Here is a 17188-nt window from a genome sequence, read left to right as displayed (position 1 = left end):
ACAATTACGCGGGTCGCCTTGGTTAACGGTCTCGGTCCTGAGAAGTCGAACTCGGGGTCGGAAGTCGAACTCGGGGTCGACTCTTCACAGTTGGTGCGCCCGTGAAGCGGGCGTCAGCGCGGGTGAAAGTCCCGTCGGTGCAATTAGACGGTTCAGCACCGCAGACCGTGCCAACTGCGTCGCCGCGAGGCGGGGTGGGGAGCAGGCATGGAGTCGAACCGGCAGGTCGCAATGAACACATGAACCACATAAATGAGCCTCGAAAAAGTACTCCCGGCAGCCGAGCCCCTCAATTGTGGGCGAAGGCCGCAGAACTGGAACCCGGACCAACCGTCGAGGGTTCTGGCAATGGACCGGCGGGGTCTGCGTGGGCGACATGTCGGGAAGTGACGCTCGGGTAAACGGGGAGGTCTGTCATGGCGAGTAAAGACTCAACCGACGGCACAACTCCGGAGACGGAGAAGGCGGTGCGGGCCGTGGCAGAAGTCGGAGGCGTTCGTAGTAGCGATGATATCGTGCCGGACCTTTGGTTCGGGCAACCCACGGAGGAGCGAAGGGACGTCACTTGTTCCGCAGGAGAGAAGAGCAGGGAAGGACGTGGTGACGGCCCGCGAGGGCTACCAGCACCCGATAAAGTCCGGCAACTGCAAATCACCCTGTATCGGAAAGCGCAGTCCAAACCGGAATATCGGTTTTGGAGTCTGTATGGAGAAGTGCAACGCGCCGATGTGCTGGCAGCAGCATGGCGGCGAGTGAAAGCGAACGCAGGAGCGGCCGGAGTCGATGGAGTGACCATCGAGAAACTGGCCGCCGATGCGCAGGTGGAAGCAGCGTGGCTGAATGGGCTGCGCGAGGAACTTCACGGCAAGACGTATCGGCCTGCGCCGGTGCGCCGGGTGAAGATCCCCAAAGCCAGTGGAGGGTATCGTGGGTTGGGAATACCAACGCTGAAAGATCGAGTGGTGCAAATGGCGGTGTATCTGGTGCTGATGCCAATCTTCGAGGCGGACTTCCATCCGCGCTCGTATGGCTTTCGGCCCGGACGCAACGCCCACCAAGCGGTGGAAGAGATCCGGGAAGCATTGCGCATGGGCAAGACCGAAGTGGTCGATGCTGACCTCGCGCAATACTTCGACACGATCCCGCATCGATTGCTGATGCGGCAGGTCGCCCGGCGCGTGAGCGACGGGATGATCCTCAAGCTCATCAAAGCATGGTTGCGCGCCCCGATCCTTGAAGAAGAGGAAGGCGGGGGACGGCGCATGAAGGCCAACCCTTGCGGTACGCCGCAGGGCGGCGTCATCTCGCCGTTGCTGGCGAACATTTACCTTCATCCCTTGGATGATAGTGTGAATGACCACTGCCAACAGAAACCACGGATGATACGCTATGCGGATGATCTGGTGATCCTCTGTCGGCCCGGAGAAGGTCGGGGTATGAAGGAGCGGCTGGCCCGCTGGCTGCAAAGTCGAGGGCTAACCCTGAACGAAACCAAGACCCGGGTGGTGCAGAGCTGCGAGAGTGGCTTTGAGTTCCTGGGCTTTACCTTCCGCTGGCAACAATCGAAAAAGGGGACGCCGTATGTGCACACGGAACCGAGCCCTGCCGCAAAGCAGTCTCTCCGGAACCGTGTGCGTGAACTAACACGACGATCCACCACCTGGAGAGTAACCGGGCAAACTGTGCATGAGATCAACCAAGTGACCCGTGGCTGGGGCAATTACTTTGCCCTCGCCCACTACCACCGGAGCTTTCGACAATTGAATGACTTCGTTGCCCATCGGCTTCGGCAATGGCTGTGGCGCAAACACGGCAATCGCTCTGGCAAATTTAAGCACTGGACCAACCGCACTCTCTTCGACACCTACGGACTCTACGAAATGCCGATCCGCATGGCCTCATGACGCTCGAGGACAAAGGAACTCGGAAAGCCGGATGCGGGAAAACCGCCTGTCCGGTTTGATGAGGGGCGGGAGGATGCGGTCATGGGCTTTCAAGCCTCTCACTCCGTCTCCTCCCGCCTACTCTACACACTACTTTGGTAACACTTAGTCCACCATGCCTTCATATGGCGGAGAGCGCGTTGTTCCCTTCACGGCGTTTCGCTGAAAGACGCTTCGACGTGGCTATCAGTGAACTGTGAAGAGTTGACCCCGGTTACCCCGGTTACGCATTGACCCCGGTTACGCATTGACCCCGGTTACGCATGCCCCGGTTACGCATGCCCCGGTTACGCATGCGGAGTTTAACGCCCCATCAATCGGGAGATAGAGAAGAGGAGAAGCTAAGAAGATACCATGGGCAAATTTAGTCCTAAAGATCCGGTGGAATAGGGATAGGGCGGTTGGCAACCGTGCGCTTCCCGGAGGTTCGCCTCCGCGCTGGATCTACGCTCACCAAATAATGTTTTCGCACTTGACCCTCGCGGGTGGGGTAGCAACGGCCGCGGGGAATGGGCGATCCCTTTTCCGATTCCGATCCCGAGGCCATGGACGCGGCTCCGCCGACGAGCACCGCTCCGACGCTCGATGATGCCACGATCAAGGCTTCCGATCTCGCGCAGCGCGGGCTGGATCATTACACGACACCTTGGTCTGATGACTCCATTCCCGACGCGCCGGATGCCTCGGACATTCCGAATGCGCCGCTGACGGCGCCGTCGTTTGAAACTTTGCCGCGTGTAACTACGCCGGCGGATGCAGCGTCTTCATTTGTTACTTTACCATATGTAACTACGCCGTCCGCATCTTCGGGCGCGGCGCTCACGCTCATGAACGGGTCGCCGGGCGCCGGGCCCGATGCCTTGCCATCGTCGCCAGCGGACCCGGTGGCCGCGGCGCAGCGGGATTACCAATCGGCCCGCCAGGTGGCCGGGCAGTCGATGCTCGCGACGCGGCAGAAGCTATTGAATCTCGGCTTCACCGTGCCGGACGACGCGCTGGCCGATCCGGCGGCGTTGCACACCGCGATTCAATCGCGGATCAATGCGGCGCTGGCCGATCCCAGCGCCAATCAGATTTCACCATTTGGTCCGGCGCGGCTCACGCCGCAGTCCCAGGCGCTGCGCAATGGCCTGGCGGATCTCGGCAACCGCGCGGCTTCGATCATCAGCGATCACGCCGGTACGTTGGATGACTTGCGCAGCTCTTATAGCGCTCTGCAGTCGGCTTCGCAGCCGCCGACCACGCGGCCGCCCACCAGCGCTTCGCCGGACCGAGGTTCGGCTTCGCAGCCGCCCACCGCGTCGCCGCCCACCAGCGCTTCGCCGGACCGGGGATCGGCTTCGCGCCCGGCCCCTGTGGGGCCGCAGGCCATTGATTCGCCGGATCAAGCGGCAGCTTCGCAGCCGCTCACAACGCCATCGCAGCCAATCACTTCGCAGACCCCAGCAAACGCCGCGCAACCGCAATCGGCCGCTCCGCAGCAAAACGCCACATCGCCGCCCGCGCCCACGGCCCCACCGTCGCCCGCCGCGCCGCCTCCGCAACGGATTACCGGTCTCTCGAACTTATTGTGGAGAACCGATCTCACGACCTCCCACACCTTTGAAAAAAGCATCGAGGGCGTGCTGCAATGGAGCAAGGCGTTGCCGGACTGGGCCGAACAAATCATGCCCTTCGCCGTGTCCGTGGGCCCCAATTTGCTGCCCGTCGGTGTGGGACTCCAAAAGATCGCCAATCAGACCAACGCCATCGCCACCCTCCAACGCCGCACTCAGCAACAAGAAGCGGCCCTGCGTGGTGAGCCCGTGATGGACGATTCTGGTAAAATGGTGCAACTGGACACGCCATCCACCGGCACCCGGGTCGTATCCAATGTCGTCGGTGGCTTGGTGGGCAGTGCCCCCGGCATCGTGATGGGCGGAATTCCCGGTCTCCTGACCTTGGGCACACAGACCGCGGCGTCGGCCAGTGCGGAGGCGCAAGACCAGACCAAAGCCGCCGGTGGGTCGGACTCCGCTGCCGCCAAAGCGGGCTTCGTTGCAGCGCTGAAGACGCTGCCGAGCACGCTGCTTTTCGCCGGCGCCGGAGGACTCACTGGTAAAATCCTGAAAAACATCGTCCCCCTGGAAGCGTCCCCCTTGACCCGGGCGGCGGTAGCCTTGGTGACCGGCAGCGCCGTCAATGTGGCCGCGGGCGCTGGGGGTAAGATATTGGCCGGCGAGAACCGGGCCCCGACGTTGGATGATTTGGTCCATTCGATGATCTTCGCCGCCCACGGCGCCGCGAGTGATTACCAGTTTCAGAAGCAGTTAGCCACCGCGCAAAGCATTCTCACCGGGCAGCACCCGCAAGTCGCGATCATCGACGGCATCGCCGAAGGAGCCGGCGGAAGATACACCCCGGAGCAACAGGCGCAGGCCCGTCCCTATGCCCAGGCGCTCCGGGCGGTCGCCGCGGATTTCCTCCAGAAAGCACGCGGCGGAAGAAGTGTCATCGATCACGAGGGACCGGCGGCGGCGTCCCCGGCGGATCGTGGGGGAGCGGGGGCGGAATTACCGGCCGGTCGCGAGGGATCGGGGGCGGAGTCTGGTCCTTACGGGGCGGACTCGAAAGCATCCAGCGGACTAACATCACAAAGCCCACCAGTAGGGCAATCATTATCAGAAGGTCCGGTCCCGCCAGTTTCCACAAGCTCGCAATCATTCCCGCCTTCTAATCCCGCGGCGCCTCGGGGTCAATCCTCGACCGCCCCGGATGCGATGGCCGCGCCGCCCACGCCGCCCGGGCCGGAGCGTGCGTGGGGCGTGACCGAGGCCGACAAAGGAACGCGCGTCGCATCGCGCAGTGGCATCACCGGCACCCTGGGCGATGCCAATTCCCAAAGAGCGGCGATCCAGGACGCCAACGGGAACTATCATCTCTTCGACGCCGCGGACGTCCGCCCCGCCGCGCCAAATGTTCCACGTGGGACAGCAGCGAATCCTAACACGCCCGCGAATCCCGGCCCGTGGGGCGAAGTCACCGACGCCCACCGCGGCCTGCCCATCGAAACGCGCGACGGCCGGACCGGCACGCTAGCCGCGGGACCGCTCCCGAACACCCCCAACCCCAACGTGGCCATCCGCGACGCCCAGGGGAAACTGCAGACTGTCCCGCAGGCGGAAACGCGGCTGGCAGGTTCCGTGGGCGGCGATGCTCCGCCGCGGGAGACCCGCGGAACACCGCCCGGCGCGCCCGCGCAGTCCGCTCCGAATGCAGCATCCACGGGCGTTGAACCACGCATTTCCGCCGCGTCGAAAACGCCGCCCGAAGGGGTAAATGCAGATCCTTCGACCGAGACGGATATCACTTCGTCGGACACCACTCCTGCGGACGCCAAGACGCATTCCTCTTCTTCTCCGGCGAATGTCTCGGTGCTTCCTGACGGCAATGGCGGGAATGGACAGGGACCGAAGATGGCAGCTCCGAATTCCGGGCCCAATCCCCCGGTGGCGTCTCTCGGAAAAAATATCCCCACTGTTAGGAACGCCGCCTGGTTTGAAAATGTGGCTGCGCAAGCCACACGTAATCCGAGTTCCGATACCTTGGTATTGGGCCACTTTTCGCGAACCGGCACAACTTATACGAAGGTGGCGGCTCATTATGGAGCGAGCTATCTCAAGATCGAGAACTGGGGCGCGGTTACAAAGGGGCTATCGCAGAACGAGATTTGGATGATCAACGAAACTTTTCTAAAACAGCAGATCCGACAGGGAAAAGAAATTCTATTTTCTCATGATCCCCAGAGCGCCCGCCGGGGATCATTTTTCGAAAGAGAAGTCGACTTTTTGCGCCATCTCGGATATCACTTTCAGTTGAAAAACCAATGGACATGGGAGGCCGTCCGATGAAACCCGAAAATATTCCTTCCGAAGACGACTTTGCCAGAGCTTCCGCAGCCATCAAACGGCGGTCCAGGGGCTTGAGTGAGGTTCGTGCAGAAATCCTCGACCACTTTCGAGACAGCCCGCTGCGTGAGTTCTTCATACTGGATTGCTCTGAGTATGCTTTTCGCGCTTACGTTTTTTATAAATCGCAGAAGGATATTCCAGCGGCAGAAGCATTTGGATTGTCTGAGCGAATCAAGAATATTGTGTATCAAGAGCTGGGGAAAGCTGGCCGGGGAAAGCCGGAGGAAATTCGTGTGGATTTCGAATTCGATAGCGAAGAAAATGTGAAGCGGAACTATGAAGGGGACTATTACAATCGTCTGCGCTGAGCGATGACTCTTGCCCGGCATTGGTCACCGGTGAACTCGGGGTCGTCGGGCGAACTCGGGGTCGCGAACTCGGGGTCGACTCTTCACTTCACTACATCGACGATACGATCGATTCCATTCGCCTGGAGTGCTCTTTTAAGGCGGGTACTCAAGCGCAACTCATCACGGGCGATAACCCACCGCGAGTCTATGAACTGCGTGCACCGGAAACGACTCTCATCCTGCCGACGACGGCAAGGATTATCGAATCGCCGTACAGGATCGCTTGCCGGTGGATCTTTCGCCTGCCGGCCGGCACGGCCGTGCTGCCGCGCGTCGAGGGCTGGCACTGGCCACCAAAGGATCAAGCCTTGAGCTAGAACCTGGTGGGGCGAAGAAGGGAGTTACGGAAGTGATCGATTGCGAGTGCTGGCTGCGATCAATCCTAAAACGATTGTGCCTTAACTTCCCGGCGTGTATTTTCTCTCCGTCTTCCGCGCGTGGCCATGAACGAAAAATCCGAAAACCGACCGTACCACGAGCTCCCCGAGTTTGATACAAAATTGCGACACCACCTCTCTGATGGATGGGAATACCCTTACCTCATCTCGCATGAGCCGTGGTTTCGAGAACCTCGTCCGCTGCCCGTCGGACCGGGGACGTTTCCTTTGGATTTAGGGGTCTACGGCGCGATCAAGACGATCGAAGTGAAATATCGCTTCAAAACGGGCACGGAAGCCCAGATCCAGGCAGCCGAAGAGGGGGCGCCCAGATACAATATCTCCGCCCCCGAGGGAGAGGTCATCATTCCCGTGGGAGACGTCCGCCAGTGGGTGATTCACTTGCCCGCCGGCACGCAGGTGCACGCCTACATTGATAAGTGGCAAAAGGATCTGGAAAAAATCGCGCGCTTCCCGTACCCCGTCATGACCCCGGAACGCTTGGAACGGGGGAGAAAAGCCCTCGAGGAAGCACGGAAACGGAGCGAACAAGGGTAGGCGACCACGAGTTTCCAGCCGGAACTGGTGCCTCAAAATGTTCCATTAGCCCCATGAATAAATACGATCCGAAATATGCGAAGATCGGGGATATCGACTTCAACGAGATGGATGAAAGCGAGCTCCAGAAATTAGACGAGCTTGACGAGCCCGCCTGGCTGAAGGAACCCGGCTGGGACAAACCGATGCGCGGAGGGATACGCGGAGAATTTCTTCCGGCCAAGGAAGGGATGAATGATGTGGACAAAGACCCGGGAGATTTGGTCCTAACCATTCGAATTTGCGAGGGTGTCGATTTCCTTCGCGTGGAATGCGATTTTCTTGCCGGAACTCATGCGCAAGTAATCACTCGGAAAGACCCACCGCGGATCTATGAAATCCAGGCGCCGACGACGACTCTCATCTTGCCGGCGGCGCCGCAGGTGGTCGGGCCGCCAGGCTCTCTTGAATGCACTTACCTGTTTCGTCTGCCCGCCAATACCCGGGTATGGCCCACGGTGGAAGGCTGGCACTGGGACATGGAGCAACGGGAGAAACAACGTCGGGCTAGCCAAGAGACAACGACCCCTCCGGAGGTTCAGAAGATATTCGATGATTGGGATCTCCTGAGACGAATGGAAGCTCGTGCGAAAAAAATCGCCGAACGAAACTCTCCCTTTTTCTCGAATTGGACGGATGAAAGATTCATCGCCATGCTGGAAATGGATCACGACTTGCCGAAGAAGACGCTGAAGGAACTCGAAGCTATCCTGCGAGACGCACCCCATATTTGGCAAAGAATGAATGACTTGGGGATGAATGTGGGCACGGGCACGAGGATCCGCCCTCAATTAAAAGATTTGCGGATTGAAATGAGAAACAAGCCGTAGAAGTGTTTCGTTTTGTTCCCCCTTTTCCTTGCGCGGCTATGAGCGAAGAATCTGAAAACCAATGACTCGCCAGGAACTCACCAAGGAATTTATCAAGGTGGAACGCCATGCCGACCGAATCCAATTCTCGGTTATGGAGATTCCCTGGGGTCGGTGGGGGAACATCTGTCACGGCGTGTGGGTCGGGGTCACGAGTTTGCCCGCAGATAGCGGTCCGGAGGAAATCCAGGTAGCGATCGATGGACTGCTCGATGACCCGCGATATTTCAAAACCTGCGTCGAGTGTTTCGAACTAACTCCCTCAGACTGGATGGACGGAACAATCTGCCAGAACTGCGGGACGTTGAATTACGGGGCAATTTACTGGTAAGGCGCGTTTACTCTCGTTCCCAAGCTCCATGCTTGGGAACGCACCTTTCTGCAAAGCTCCAGCTTCGTCGGGCCGCCGTTCCAGGATGCGATAGCATCCAAGACAGGGACATTCCCAAGCTGGAGCTTGGGGACGAGGAAAAGGGCGTGAGGAAGTTAGGCGACTGCCGCGGAGGCGGACGGGACCATGGGCTCCGCACCCATCATCCCCCCGAAGAATCTCCCAAAAACAATGCGTTGATAACTAACCTATTGGCTTAACCACCTGCCTGCAACGCATGGCCAGGCGACGTTCTCATGGGATTGCCGTGTTTGCCCGCTGCCATTGATCATGTCGCCAGTGCGCCGGAAAAAACGTTCGGTCGAGTTGCTCGATGGGGCTAAACAGCACCCCCTGCCAGGGATGAGCATAGAAGGCGACCAGCGGACCGCTGGAATTTCCGAAGCGGATCTGCACTCGTGAAACTGACGCAAGATACCCGCCGACATAGAGTCCTGCGATGCAGAGCACAACAAGCAAGCGAATGAGGGATTCTCGATCAGGTGTCATAGTCGCCTGATGAGTGCATACGCTCCGATGAGAGCAAGAGCGAGAATGACGGTGGCAACGAAGCCGAAGAACAAGTTACCAATACGCCGCTTTGCGGTCCCACGGCGGCCAACGAAGGTAGCTGTGTCGACGATGTTGATTTCGACGATTTTGTGGATTGGAATGCCCGGGAAGTCCTTGAGGTGTTCGCGAGCGACGTTGCGGTAGGCGGCAAACGCATCGGGCTCACAGGCGAGCTCCAGGTAGCCATTTTTCTCGTCGAAGTGGATTTCGATGCCGTCTTGGGTCATACGCGTGCGAAGTTGCCTAACGCCGCCAAACTCAGCGGCTCCGAAAGGATGGCCGAGGCGGCGGTGTACGGGACAAGCGGAGGTCGGTCCATGGGCGAGCCCTGACTACTGCAGGGTGGATTGTTCGGGAAGCAGCAGGCGTGACAGCCGGAGCACTGCCCGCGCGCACGCGCCTCGCCAAAACGCCGGAGGCACTCATTGCAGGTCGAGGCGGAAACATGGCGACAATTCGTTGCAGCGCTTGGATAGGCGCTTCGTTAATTTGGGAGTTAGCTGTCAAAGCCAAGTCCTTGGGGTTTGCGGTTGATGTAATCACAGCGCCAAACGCGGTGCAGCCCGACAGCCGACACCAACAGCTCTCTGACCGCAAGGCAAAAGCGGGCCAGTGGAGGCTGGCCGGCCGCGAGTGGCAGTCGGAGTAGGGCAGCGGCGCTTCGATTGGATGTCATAGGCCGACTGATTCTCCTTTCTGGTTCCCTCGTGCCCAAAATGAGTCAGCATCCGTGGAGAGGCATCAAAAATGTGGCGACCAGGTTGATGATGGCCGACAACAACGGAGCGACGATGATGGTCGGGAACAAATCGACGGCTGGGATGGATGGGTGCTTCCACCGGAGGATTACCGCCCCGATGACCCCCAAAATGATCAGGATCAAATTTGCCAACGGGGCACCCACTAATGCCATGAAAAGCGCGCCCCAACTGTGGTCTTTCCAGGCATAGAGCAGCGTGCCGGCACACAAGAGTGCGGCCGCCATCCAGAAGATCTTGCGAAATGAAGAAGCCACCGCCGCCGCCCGCCTAAGAATGTCCGCATTCGTGGGATGGCGCTCATGAAGGGGAGTGTCACTTGTTTTCATGGCTTGGGGCTATGGTTCCTGGCTTAACGACCCCAATCCCGCAGTCGCGGGAGACGGGCCGGTGAGCGCGTCGAACGCAGAAGCGAGTTCCCGGCCCGTTTGCTGTCCTTCGATAAACTCAGGACCTTTCCCTCGGTAGGCTCGGGACCTTTCCTTCGGCGGGCTCGGGACCTTTCCTTCGGCGGGCTCGGGACCTTTCCCTCGGCAGGCTCGGGACCTTGAGCTTGTCGAAACGGGAGCTTGTCGAAACGGGAGCTTGTCGAAACGGCAGCGCAGGGTTAGGCGCGTTTGGTGGATACAACATAACCATAAAGAACCGTAACCTCGATGCGGCAATCGGAAAGGTCGAAGGTCTTGCTGCCGTCGCGGTAGTCGCGGAGCTTGAGAATGCCTTCCTGCTCCATTCCGGGACTTGTCTCGGAGTAGATGGTCTCCTCAAACTCTGCCCAGAGCTTGCCGTCCTTGTAGCTGCGGACTCGGAAGTGAGCCATCTCGATGGGTTTCGATCCTGTGTTCTTGAAGCGGACGTATAGACCTTGCGGTCTTGAGGCGTGCTCAAGCACCTCAACATCCTTGGATAGCTCGGGGCCTCCGTCGCCTCGTGAAATCTGCAAGTAGCCACTCGCGGGCAAGGTGCGATAGAAATAGAAAAGCCCGGCGGCGACGGCAATGAGGCCGCCGACTAGGCCGCATAAAGCTGGAATCAAAATGCGTGACATGGGAAAGCGCCTAACATGTTATCGGACCGACCGGGAGGGGGGAAAATGATCGGCATATCGTCTCGGGTCTACTGGCCGCAGCCCGACAGCCGACACCAACATCTCTCCGACCGCAAGTCGAAAGCAGGCCAGTGGAGGCTGGTCGGCCGCGGACGGCAGTCGGAGTAGGGCAGCGTCGCTTCGATTGGGTGTCATCTGCCGACTGATTCCTCGTTCTCTCGTGCCCAAACTCCTGAGTTTGGGCATGGGGAGAGAGAGCGCAACAAGATGGACGCCTCCGGCGTGTGGGTATTTGCCATCGCGCTCGGAGATCGCGATCCACCTCGGTCGGGGGCCACGGACGGGAAGGGAAGCGGGAGCTTCCGGGACACGGGCGTGTCCAAGCTGGAGCTTGGGCACGAGGGGAGAGCTCGCTCGAACCACGCGCGCGCGGAAAGGACTTCCAGCGCGTTGCTTTGCTGCCATCCTCCAACTTGACCACCATGAAATCCCCCCTCCCAATCCTCACCGTCCTGAGCCTCGCCGCTCTTTCCACCTTCGCGCAAGTCCCGGAAGCGCCGGGCGTGCGCGTCGAAGTCCAAATGGTTTCGATGCCCTTGGGCAAAGGGTTGCCGCTACTCCCGAACCTGCGGGACGCCGGCAGCATCGACGGTGCATTCAGCCAAATTCAAAAGATGATCGCGGAGGACAAAGCCACGCTCCTCGGCTGGCCGGAGGTCGTGACGAAATCGGGCCAGCGCGCGGTGACCGAGGACATCCAGGAAGTCCGTTACGCAAGCGAGTATGGTCCGCGCCCGCCTGCGGCATCCGCATCCCATGGCGGACCAGAAAAGCCAGCCCCGCCGGAACCTCCTCAACTCTCGGCCGGCGGTGCGCCGGTGCCCACGGGGTTCGAGACGCGCAATACCGGGGCCACGCTGGAGGTTGAGCCCGTCATAGGACCGGATGGCAAGACCATCGACCTGAACATCGTGCCGCAATACGTGCGCCTGCTCGATACGGTGGCTGTCGCCAGCGGGCGCGATGCGAATGGTCATGATTGGGAAATCAAACAACCACGATTCTACACGGCAAAGACGACGACGAGCCTGACCGTCACCACCGGCAAACGGGTACTGCTGGCCGAGTTTCGCGGACCGGAGGGGAGCAACCAAATCCAGTTCTTCATCCTCAAGGCCGAAGTGACGGGTGTGGGCGAGGCGAAAGCGAAGTAGGTCATCCTTACAGTGATGCGGATTGCTGTCCCCCTTGGAGCCGGAGGGATATCCCAAAAATATCGTTTATCACGACGGAGGAGGTAATGGGTAGCACTTGGTACTCTCGTTCCCAAGCTCCATGCTTGGGGACGCACCTTTCTGCGAAGCTTCAGCTTCGTCGGTCCGTTCCAAGGATGCGGGAGCATCCAGGATAGGGACATTCCCAAGCTGGAGCGTGGGGACGAGGAGAACCGTTACTCCCCGTCCATAGGAACCTTCCCAGTTAGGTCATATCGCCGCAATCTCAAAACGCTCCGTTTTAGCTGCAATTCGAGTTCTTCCTCAGAAGGATGCGCTTTTGGCGTTTTGGCGGCATCGAGGATTGCACTCAGACGAGCGATGTTGATGACAAGCTTCTCCCGCTCCGTTTCGTGGTAGGAGAGGACTGGGGCGATGGCGAATTGATCGTCAATAGAAATCGTACAAGACGTACCCGCAGTGCTGACAACGCCTGGAGGCGTCGCATGGAAGAGACCGGAGATTTCAACCCAACCCGGCCTGTAATCTTTAATTTTCTCCCATGCCGCCGCTGGATATTCAATGCAAATAGCGGAGGTAAGAATCATCCTGTCGCCGGTCTCATTGCTTACGAAGAGATATGACTGATTACGCGCCGGAAATAATGCGTATCCTACTGTTCTGACTCGCTGTCCATTAAAGCTCTCGGGCTTCTCCAGCAATCTGTCCATCGGAGTGACGGAAATACCCGTTGGTTCTGCAAATAGCTCAGGAGCTAAAGCCATCCCCAACATCGCGAGGAAGACTACTCTTAAGTATGATGTCATAAATGGTATTCAATCGGTTTTTATTGTCCTGCCGGATAGGGAAACACCCTTTGGCGGCGGTTAAAAGGCGGATGTTCGTCGCAATTCCAGTCGCCGTTGCTCCAATACCTCGCGTTTCCGGTTAGTCGAACGGGGCCATTGACCTCGTTCCCAAAGTTAGCGAAGCGCTTTGGGAACGAGAGGGAAACTCCTGAGTTTGGGCACGAGCGCAACAAGATGGACGCCTCCGGCGTGTGGGTATTTGCCATCGCGCTCGGAGATCGTCATCCACCTCAGTCGGGGGCCGCGGACGGGAAGGGAAGCGGGAGCTTCCGAGAAACGGGCGTGTCCAAGCTGGAGCTTGGGCACGAGAAGGATGAAGGGTGAACCGGCGAAAACGGACTCCGTGGTAGCCCTTTTTTTCTCCCTTTCCGGTCCGTTCAGTGAGACGTTCGGTGGGTGAAGCCGATCGTGGTCATTTCTCTTGGCGCTGAGTTCTTCGTGGCGATTTGGTCTGCCTCGGAGACGTGCATTCTACGCTTGGATCTGACTCGGGCCATGTACGCCGCGAAGGAGCGGCCCTCGCCGGAGACTTTCGTGGAGTTGGAGCGGCAGCGGCGGATTTCGGAAGGAGTGCAGTTTGCCTTGGGAGCAGGGGTCTTCGCGGTGCTGGCCTTGCCGACGTTGGGTCTCGCGCGTTGCCGCGCCATCCTTGAGCGGCGGTCCAACCCAGCGCCCATCCGATGACTACGAAGCCGGAATAGCTGCACATGATTCGATATCGCTCAGACCTTCATTGGTTTGCTGACCAAGGAAAAGTTCGAATCACAGTCCGCTTTTGGGAAAGGATGGGCTTCCAAACAATCAGCTCTCGATGAAACTTCAGGAATTTGAGCGGGTGTTAGTGGATGGTGGTGGCGCGCTGAGAGCATTCGGGCGTCACGAATATTGCGTGGTTGTCGATAGTCGAGACGATGGCGAAGCTATCCTCCGGTCAGTGCAGCGGCACCTGCCCAATGGGTATTGGCGATTTCGGGCATTCGACGAGAGTCGTTTTGCGGTCGAGAAAGGAGAGGGAACGTATTACGTGGACATTCTCGAGGGAATGGATCCTGAGTTGATTCTCCAATCGATCAACCGCGTGCTATCGCCAGAGTTTGAAATGAAAATCTTTTTGCCCACTCTCGGCGACACGATGTCGTTATTACTCCGGTCTGCAGATTGGTGGAATGAGTTGGAAGTCGAATACCCGGCGCGCCTCGGAAAACTTTTTGTGACCATCGACGAGCGGATCCGGCAGCTTAAAAAAGCAGGGGGCCAGTAGGATTCATGCGCACGTTCCTGCACATCGCCTTGGGTGCTTTGCTGTGTTTCCTGGTCGCGGCGGCCAGCGATGCGGTCTGGGGGATGGCTCATCCCTACGGCGCAATCTCCAATCATGACTACCCGCGGATCTGGATCGTGAGTCTGGAGGGGAGTCATGGCGGCCAGCAATATGAGTTGCGCAAAGGTGAGTCGAAGCTGCTGCCGTACGGGCAATACGAGGTTTCCATTCCGGGGACCAAAACGTCATTCATCCTCTTCAAGAACAATCGCGGCACCTGCGATATCGGTTCCATGAATGGCCTCTTGACCGTTGCGACCAATCAGAACGCGAGCGTCGGGATGAAAGTGGAGGGTGAGCCGGGTGGAACGAGACAAACGACCCCGCCGTGGCCGGGCAGTCCGCAGGGCGAGGCCGGAGGGCCGGGGCAAAGTGGAAAGTGAAGCGAGCATGATGGAACCCACCCGCAAAGACCTGGGGGAGTTCTATCGACTCAGCCTGCTGGCGGGTCTTCGCGAACCTGCAGAGGTGGTGCGCTGGGCGGATTCGATCGTGGGCGCCGAGACCTCGCCGCATATCGCGTTCATTGAACTTTGCCTCGCTGCTGCCCAGCCCGCCAGCCGGGTGGCGGATCTCCTCCACGATGTGCCCGGACAGGTGACCTCGGGATTGCCGGTGCGAATGCTCCTTGGGGCTGCGGCGCATTTCATTTCCTCGTCCGCGGCCAACTGGGAGCCGTTAGTGGTTCGTCTCTATCATATGGCCGGCGGTGGGCGTTTTCCGGAGGAGATCTATTTCCGACTCGTGACCCTGGAGGATGAATATGCGCTCGCTCGCGACGGGATGCATCGCACGCTGGCCGAGGTCAGGCAGGCATTTACCGCCTTTCTCCAGGAATACGAGCCGTATGGACCCGACGAATCGGCTTGGAAGTGAAAGTGGAAAAAACCATGCGAACGATTAAAGTCATTGCCGGGCTGGCTTGTCTGGGAGCGGGGCTTTTCGTGGGATTGTTCGCCTTGATTTCTTTGCGGAGGGGAGCGGCAACGAGACGGTAAGACGGGGTCAACTCTTGACAGTTTTGGTCCCGATAACCGATAACCCCAATAACGACGTCAACTAATTATATCGCCAGTGCGCCGGAAAAAACGTTCGGTCGAGTTACTCGATCGGGCTAAACAGCACCCCAGCGATGCAGTGCACAGCAAGCAAGCGAATGAGGGATTCGCGATCAGGTGTCATAGTCGCCTAACGACCTTAAGCTCGGCGACTGCGGAGGGACGGCCGAGGCGGCGGTGTACGGGATAAGCGGAGCCCGGTCCGTGGGCGAGCCCTGACTGCTGCGCGGTGGGTTTTTCGGGGGGCAGCAGGCATGACGGCCCGGAGGACTGCCCATGCGATAGCGCCTCCCCAAAATGCCGGAGGCGTGCAATGTAGGTCGAGGAGGATACGTGGCGACAATTCGTTGCAGCGCTTGCTTAGGCCACATGCTCCTTCTCCAATTGTGTTTTTGCATCTGAAACAATCTCTCCGAGCCTCTGGAGCGTTTGTGGCGTCACATCAATCATCGCATACTGTGCGCTGGCTCCGAGTGGCGCAGTGCCAACGCTCCGAACGACCAACTGCAGCTTCCCCTTCCGGCGGCAGAGTAGTATGGACGTGCGAAGCCGCGCAACGCCAGTGCGCTCGTCACGAAGGTTGCCGTAATCTTGCACGACCTCACCCGTGAATAACTTCCGCTCGAACCATTTGAGAATGCTCATGTCAAGGGTGCGTGGTCGAGTAGTCTAACATCTTATTGAACCGACCGGGAGAAGGGAAAATGATCGGCATATCGTCTCGGGTCTACTGGCCGCAGCCCGACAGCCGACACCAGCATTTCTCTGACCGCAAGACAAAAACGGGCCAGTGGAGGCTGGTCGGCCGCGGGCGACAGTCGGAGGAGGGCAGCGTCGCTGCGATTGGATGTCATAGGCCGAGTGATTCTCCTTCCTCGTTTTCTCCTCGTTACCAAAGTGAGGCTTTGGTCATGCACTCCTTCGGCGAAACTCTGTTTCAGCGGTGGGGCGGCGGTCCCGTTTTTCAGCGCACGCTCCCAGTGGCCACTCCCTTTTGCGCCCGGCGGAATCAGCTCACGGCCCGGCCGCGATCGCATCGGGGGACCGGATGACGCATCCGGACCGGCCAGGCATCACTCCCATCGCTCGATAGTGCAGGAAGAGCCGGCTTCCGGCGCTAATTGTGACCAGCAGCGATGAGCTGGTCCGCACGCGACTCCGGGCTGCGGGAACCGCAGACCGGCTCATAAAGGAACCAAGCTTTTTGCTGGGCGATTTCCTGTTGCTGCTTGCCAATGCATTTCACTTTGCCTCCGCTGAGCCACTCCTTTACTCGCTTGTGAATCAAGGTGTGACTCAAATGGGGATAGCGTTCTTCCAACGTGTGCGTGGTGAACGGTTGGTCAGGAACTTGGATGTCAATACGCGGACGGCTCATATCCTCGAATCGCGGGTTAGGGGTTTGATGATCTTATCTGTGGGAATAAGCTGTTTTCCCTAAGTGTTTGGAACACTCGCTTCCGCTACCGTGCTAATATCTTCGGCACCGGCTTCCTTGAAAATCTTTTCGGCACGGTCGCGCAGACCGGGATTTGCCAGTGCGCCGGGATAGCGATGTCGGGACCCGATACCCAGCCGTGGTCGCCATTCGCCATCGTGCCGCTGTTTCTCATGTGGGCGGAGATGATGGTGGCGATGATGATCCCTTCCGCCACCCCGATGATCCTGACGTTTGCGCGGGTCAATCGTCAGCGCCGCGAGCAGGAGCGGCCCTTCGTGCCGACCGGGCTTTTCGTTCTTGGTTATCTCATCGTCTGGTGCGGGTTCAGCTTGATCGCCGCGCTCGCGCAGTGGGGGTTGCATGGGGCCGCATTGCTCTCGCCGGTGATGAAGAGCAACAGCACGATCCTGAGCGGATTGCTGCTCATGGTCACCGGCATCTTCCAATGGA

General features: G+C 59.1%; 18 protein-coding genes. 12 read left to right on the top strand and 6 right to left on the bottom strand.

Annotated elements, in window-relative coordinates; all coding sequences use genetic code 11:
- The first annotated feature begins 416 nt into the window (after positions 1 to 416).
- The 7 genes from ltrA (at position 417) to CFE428DRAFT_RS27755 (ending at position 8417) form a co-directional block, all read left to right on the top strand.
- Positions 417 to 1904: a group II intron reverse transcriptase/maturase gene (ltrA, locus tag CFE428DRAFT_RS27785; protein WP_006983027.1), complete on the top strand. Its 1488-nt coding sequence runs from the start codon at positions 417 to 419 to the stop codon at positions 1902 to 1904.
- Between the two features lie 548 nt (positions 1905 to 2452).
- On the top strand, positions 2453 to 5833 hold the full coding sequence (locus tag CFE428DRAFT_RS27780) for a hypothetical protein (RefSeq protein ID WP_006983026.1): 3381 nt from the start codon (positions 2453 to 2455) through the stop codon (positions 5831 to 5833).
- Complete coding sequence (locus tag CFE428DRAFT_RS27775) at positions 5830 to 6201, top strand: hypothetical protein (protein WP_006983025.1); 372 nt, start codon at positions 5830 to 5832, stop codon at positions 6199 to 6201. Before CFE428DRAFT_RS27780 ends, CFE428DRAFT_RS27775 begins: the two co-directional genes overlap by 4 nt.
- A 20-nt stretch (positions 6202 to 6221) precedes the next feature.
- Positions 6222 to 6560, top strand: coding sequence for a hypothetical protein (locus CFE428DRAFT_RS27770; RefSeq protein WP_042725954.1), 339 nt, complete (start codon positions 6222 to 6224; stop codon positions 6558 to 6560).
- Between the two features lie 126 nt (positions 6561 to 6686).
- Complete coding sequence (locus CFE428DRAFT_RS27765) at positions 6687 to 7178, top strand: hypothetical protein (protein WP_006983024.1); 492 nt, start codon at positions 6687 to 6689, stop codon at positions 7176 to 7178.
- A gap of 53 nt (positions 7179 to 7231) precedes the next feature.
- The gene (locus CFE428DRAFT_RS27760; protein WP_006983023.1) at positions 7232 to 8047 is read left to right on the top strand and encodes a hypothetical protein; all 816 of its coding nucleotides are present in this window, start codon (positions 7232 to 7234) and stop codon (positions 8045 to 8047) included.
- Positions 8048 to 8108: 61 nt separating this feature from the next.
- The gene (locus tag CFE428DRAFT_RS27755) at positions 8109 to 8417 is read left to right on the top strand and encodes a hypothetical protein (RefSeq protein WP_006983022.1); all 309 of its coding nucleotides are present in this window, start codon (positions 8109 to 8111) and stop codon (positions 8415 to 8417) included.
- A gap of 545 nt (positions 8418 to 8962) precedes the next feature.
- Here CFE428DRAFT_RS27755 and CFE428DRAFT_RS27750 read toward each other — a convergent pair.
- The 3 genes from CFE428DRAFT_RS27750 to CFE428DRAFT_RS27735 form a co-directional block, all read right to left on the bottom strand.
- Positions 8963 to 9256, bottom strand: a complete 294-nt coding sequence (locus CFE428DRAFT_RS27750) for a hypothetical protein (protein WP_006983021.1) — start codon at positions 9254 to 9256, stop codon at positions 8963 to 8965.
- Positions 9257 to 9750: 494 nt separating this feature from the next.
- Entirely contained in the window at positions 9751 to 10116 is a 366-nt protein-coding gene (locus CFE428DRAFT_RS27740) for a hypothetical protein (RefSeq protein WP_042725952.1), read from the bottom strand.
- A 278-nt stretch (positions 10117 to 10394) separates the two neighbouring features.
- The gene (locus tag CFE428DRAFT_RS27735) at positions 10395 to 10835 is read right to left on the bottom strand and encodes a hypothetical protein (protein ID WP_006983019.1); all 441 of its coding nucleotides are present in this window, start codon (positions 10833 to 10835) and stop codon (positions 10395 to 10397) included.
- 482 nt (positions 10836 to 11317) lie between these two features.
- Between CFE428DRAFT_RS27735 and CFE428DRAFT_RS27730 the strand changes: the two genes are divergently transcribed.
- Positions 11318 to 12049 carry a hypothetical protein gene (locus CFE428DRAFT_RS27730; protein ID WP_006983018.1) on the top strand — a complete coding sequence of 244 codons (732 nt, stop codon included), beginning with the start codon at positions 11318 to 11320 and terminating at the stop codon, positions 12047 to 12049.
- Between the two features lie 236 nt (positions 12050 to 12285).
- Here CFE428DRAFT_RS27730 and CFE428DRAFT_RS27725 read toward each other — a convergent pair whose 3' ends face one another.
- Complete coding sequence (locus CFE428DRAFT_RS27725; protein WP_006983017.1) at positions 12286 to 12876, bottom strand: hypothetical protein; 591 nt, start codon at positions 12874 to 12876, stop codon at positions 12286 to 12288.
- 853 nt (positions 12877 to 13729) lie between these two features.
- Here CFE428DRAFT_RS27725 and CFE428DRAFT_RS27710 point away from each other — a divergent pair.
- The 3 genes from CFE428DRAFT_RS27710 to CFE428DRAFT_RS27700 are packed head-to-tail and all read left to right on the top strand — an operon-like array spanning position 13730 to position 15115.
- Positions 13730 to 14179, top strand: a complete 450-nt coding sequence (locus tag CFE428DRAFT_RS27710; RefSeq protein ID WP_006983015.1) for a hypothetical protein — start codon at positions 13730 to 13732, stop codon at positions 14177 to 14179.
- Between the two features lie 5 nt (positions 14180 to 14184).
- Positions 14185 to 14622, top strand: a complete 438-nt coding sequence (locus CFE428DRAFT_RS27705) for a hypothetical protein (protein WP_006983014.1) — start codon at positions 14185 to 14187, stop codon at positions 14620 to 14622.
- Between the two features lie 7 nt (positions 14623 to 14629).
- Positions 14630 to 15115, top strand: a complete 486-nt coding sequence (locus CFE428DRAFT_RS27700; RefSeq protein WP_006983013.1) for a hypothetical protein — start codon at positions 14630 to 14632, stop codon at positions 15113 to 15115.
- 542 nt (positions 15116 to 15657) lie between these two features.
- Here CFE428DRAFT_RS27700 and CFE428DRAFT_RS27695 read toward each other — a convergent pair.
- The gene (locus CFE428DRAFT_RS27695) at positions 15658 to 15942 is read right to left on the bottom strand and encodes a hypothetical protein (protein WP_006983012.1); all 285 of its coding nucleotides are present in this window, start codon (positions 15940 to 15942) and stop codon (positions 15658 to 15660) included.
- 472 nt (positions 15943 to 16414) lie between these two features.
- A complete protein-coding gene (locus tag CFE428DRAFT_RS27690; protein WP_006983011.1) occupies positions 16415 to 16675 on the bottom strand; it encodes a hypothetical protein in 261 nt (86 codons plus the stop codon).
- Between the two features lie 176 nt (positions 16676 to 16851).
- Between CFE428DRAFT_RS27690 and CFE428DRAFT_RS27685 the strand changes: the two genes are divergently transcribed.
- A partial coding sequence (locus tag CFE428DRAFT_RS27685) for a DUF2182 domain-containing protein (protein ID WP_042725963.1) occupies positions 16852 to 17188 on the top strand: 337 nt, incomplete at its 3' end.

This window comes from Chthoniobacter flavus Ellin428, from assembly GCF_000173075.1.
Lineage (GTDB): Bacteria > Verrucomicrobiota > Verrucomicrobiia > Chthoniobacterales > Chthoniobacteraceae > Chthoniobacter > Chthoniobacter flavus.
This window is presented reverse-complemented; position numbering and strand designations above follow the sequence as displayed.

What these genes read in the sequence shown, in the direction of transcription:
- CFE428DRAFT_RS27690 (WP_006983011.1), bottom strand. Translation starts at nt 16,675, where the DNA reads ATGAGCCGTCCGCGTATTGACATCCAAGTTCCTGACCAACCGTTCACC.
- CFE428DRAFT_RS27705 (WP_006983014.1), top strand. Translation starts at nt 14,185, where the DNA reads ATGCGCACGTTCCTGCACATCGCCTTGGGTGCTTTGCTGTGTTTCCTG.
- CFE428DRAFT_RS27725 (WP_006983017.1), bottom strand. Translation starts at nt 12,876, where the DNA reads ATGACATCATACTTAAGAGTAGTCTTCCTCGCGATGTTGGGGATGGCT.
- CFE428DRAFT_RS27735 (WP_006983019.1), bottom strand. Translation starts at nt 10,835, where the DNA reads ATGTCACGCATTTTGATTCCAGCTTTATGCGGCCTAGTCGGCGGCCTC.
- CFE428DRAFT_RS27775 (WP_006983025.1), top strand. Translation starts at nt 5,830, where the DNA reads ATGAAACCCGAAAATATTCCTTCCGAAGACGACTTTGCCAGAGCTTCC.
- CFE428DRAFT_RS27760 (WP_006983023.1), top strand. Translation starts at nt 7,232, where the DNA reads ATGAATAAATACGATCCGAAATATGCGAAGATCGGGGATATCGACTTC.
- CFE428DRAFT_RS27780 (WP_006983026.1), top strand. Translation starts at nt 2,453, where the DNA reads ATGGGCGATCCCTTTTCCGATTCCGATCCCGAGGCCATGGACGCGGCT.
- CFE428DRAFT_RS27700 (WP_006983013.1), top strand. Translation starts at nt 14,630, where the DNA reads ATGATGGAACCCACCCGCAAAGACCTGGGGGAGTTCTATCGACTCAGC.
- ltrA (WP_006983027.1), top strand. Translation starts at nt 417, where the DNA reads ATGGCGAGTAAAGACTCAACCGACGGCACAACTCCGGAGACGGAGAAG.
- CFE428DRAFT_RS27755 (WP_006983022.1), top strand. Translation starts at nt 8,109, where the DNA reads ATGACTCGCCAGGAACTCACCAAGGAATTTATCAAGGTGGAACGCCAT.
- CFE428DRAFT_RS27750 (WP_006983021.1), bottom strand. Translation starts at nt 9,256, where the DNA reads ATGACCCAAGACGGCATCGAAATCCACTTCGACGAGAAAAATGGCTAC.
- CFE428DRAFT_RS27740 (WP_042725952.1), bottom strand. Translation starts at nt 10,116, where the DNA reads ATGAAAACAAGTGACACTCCCCTTCATGAGCGCCATCCCACGAATGCG.
- CFE428DRAFT_RS27710 (WP_006983015.1), top strand. Translation starts at nt 13,730, where the DNA reads ATGAAACTTCAGGAATTTGAGCGGGTGTTAGTGGATGGTGGTGGCGCG.
- CFE428DRAFT_RS27765 (WP_006983024.1), top strand. Translation starts at nt 6,687, where the DNA reads ATGAACGAAAAATCCGAAAACCGACCGTACCACGAGCTCCCCGAGTTT.
- CFE428DRAFT_RS27730 (WP_006983018.1), top strand. Translation starts at nt 11,318, where the DNA reads ATGAAATCCCCCCTCCCAATCCTCACCGTCCTGAGCCTCGCCGCTCTT.
- CFE428DRAFT_RS27695 (WP_006983012.1), bottom strand. Translation starts at nt 15,942, where the DNA reads ATGAGCATTCTCAAATGGTTCGAGCGGAAGTTATTCACGGGTGAGGTC.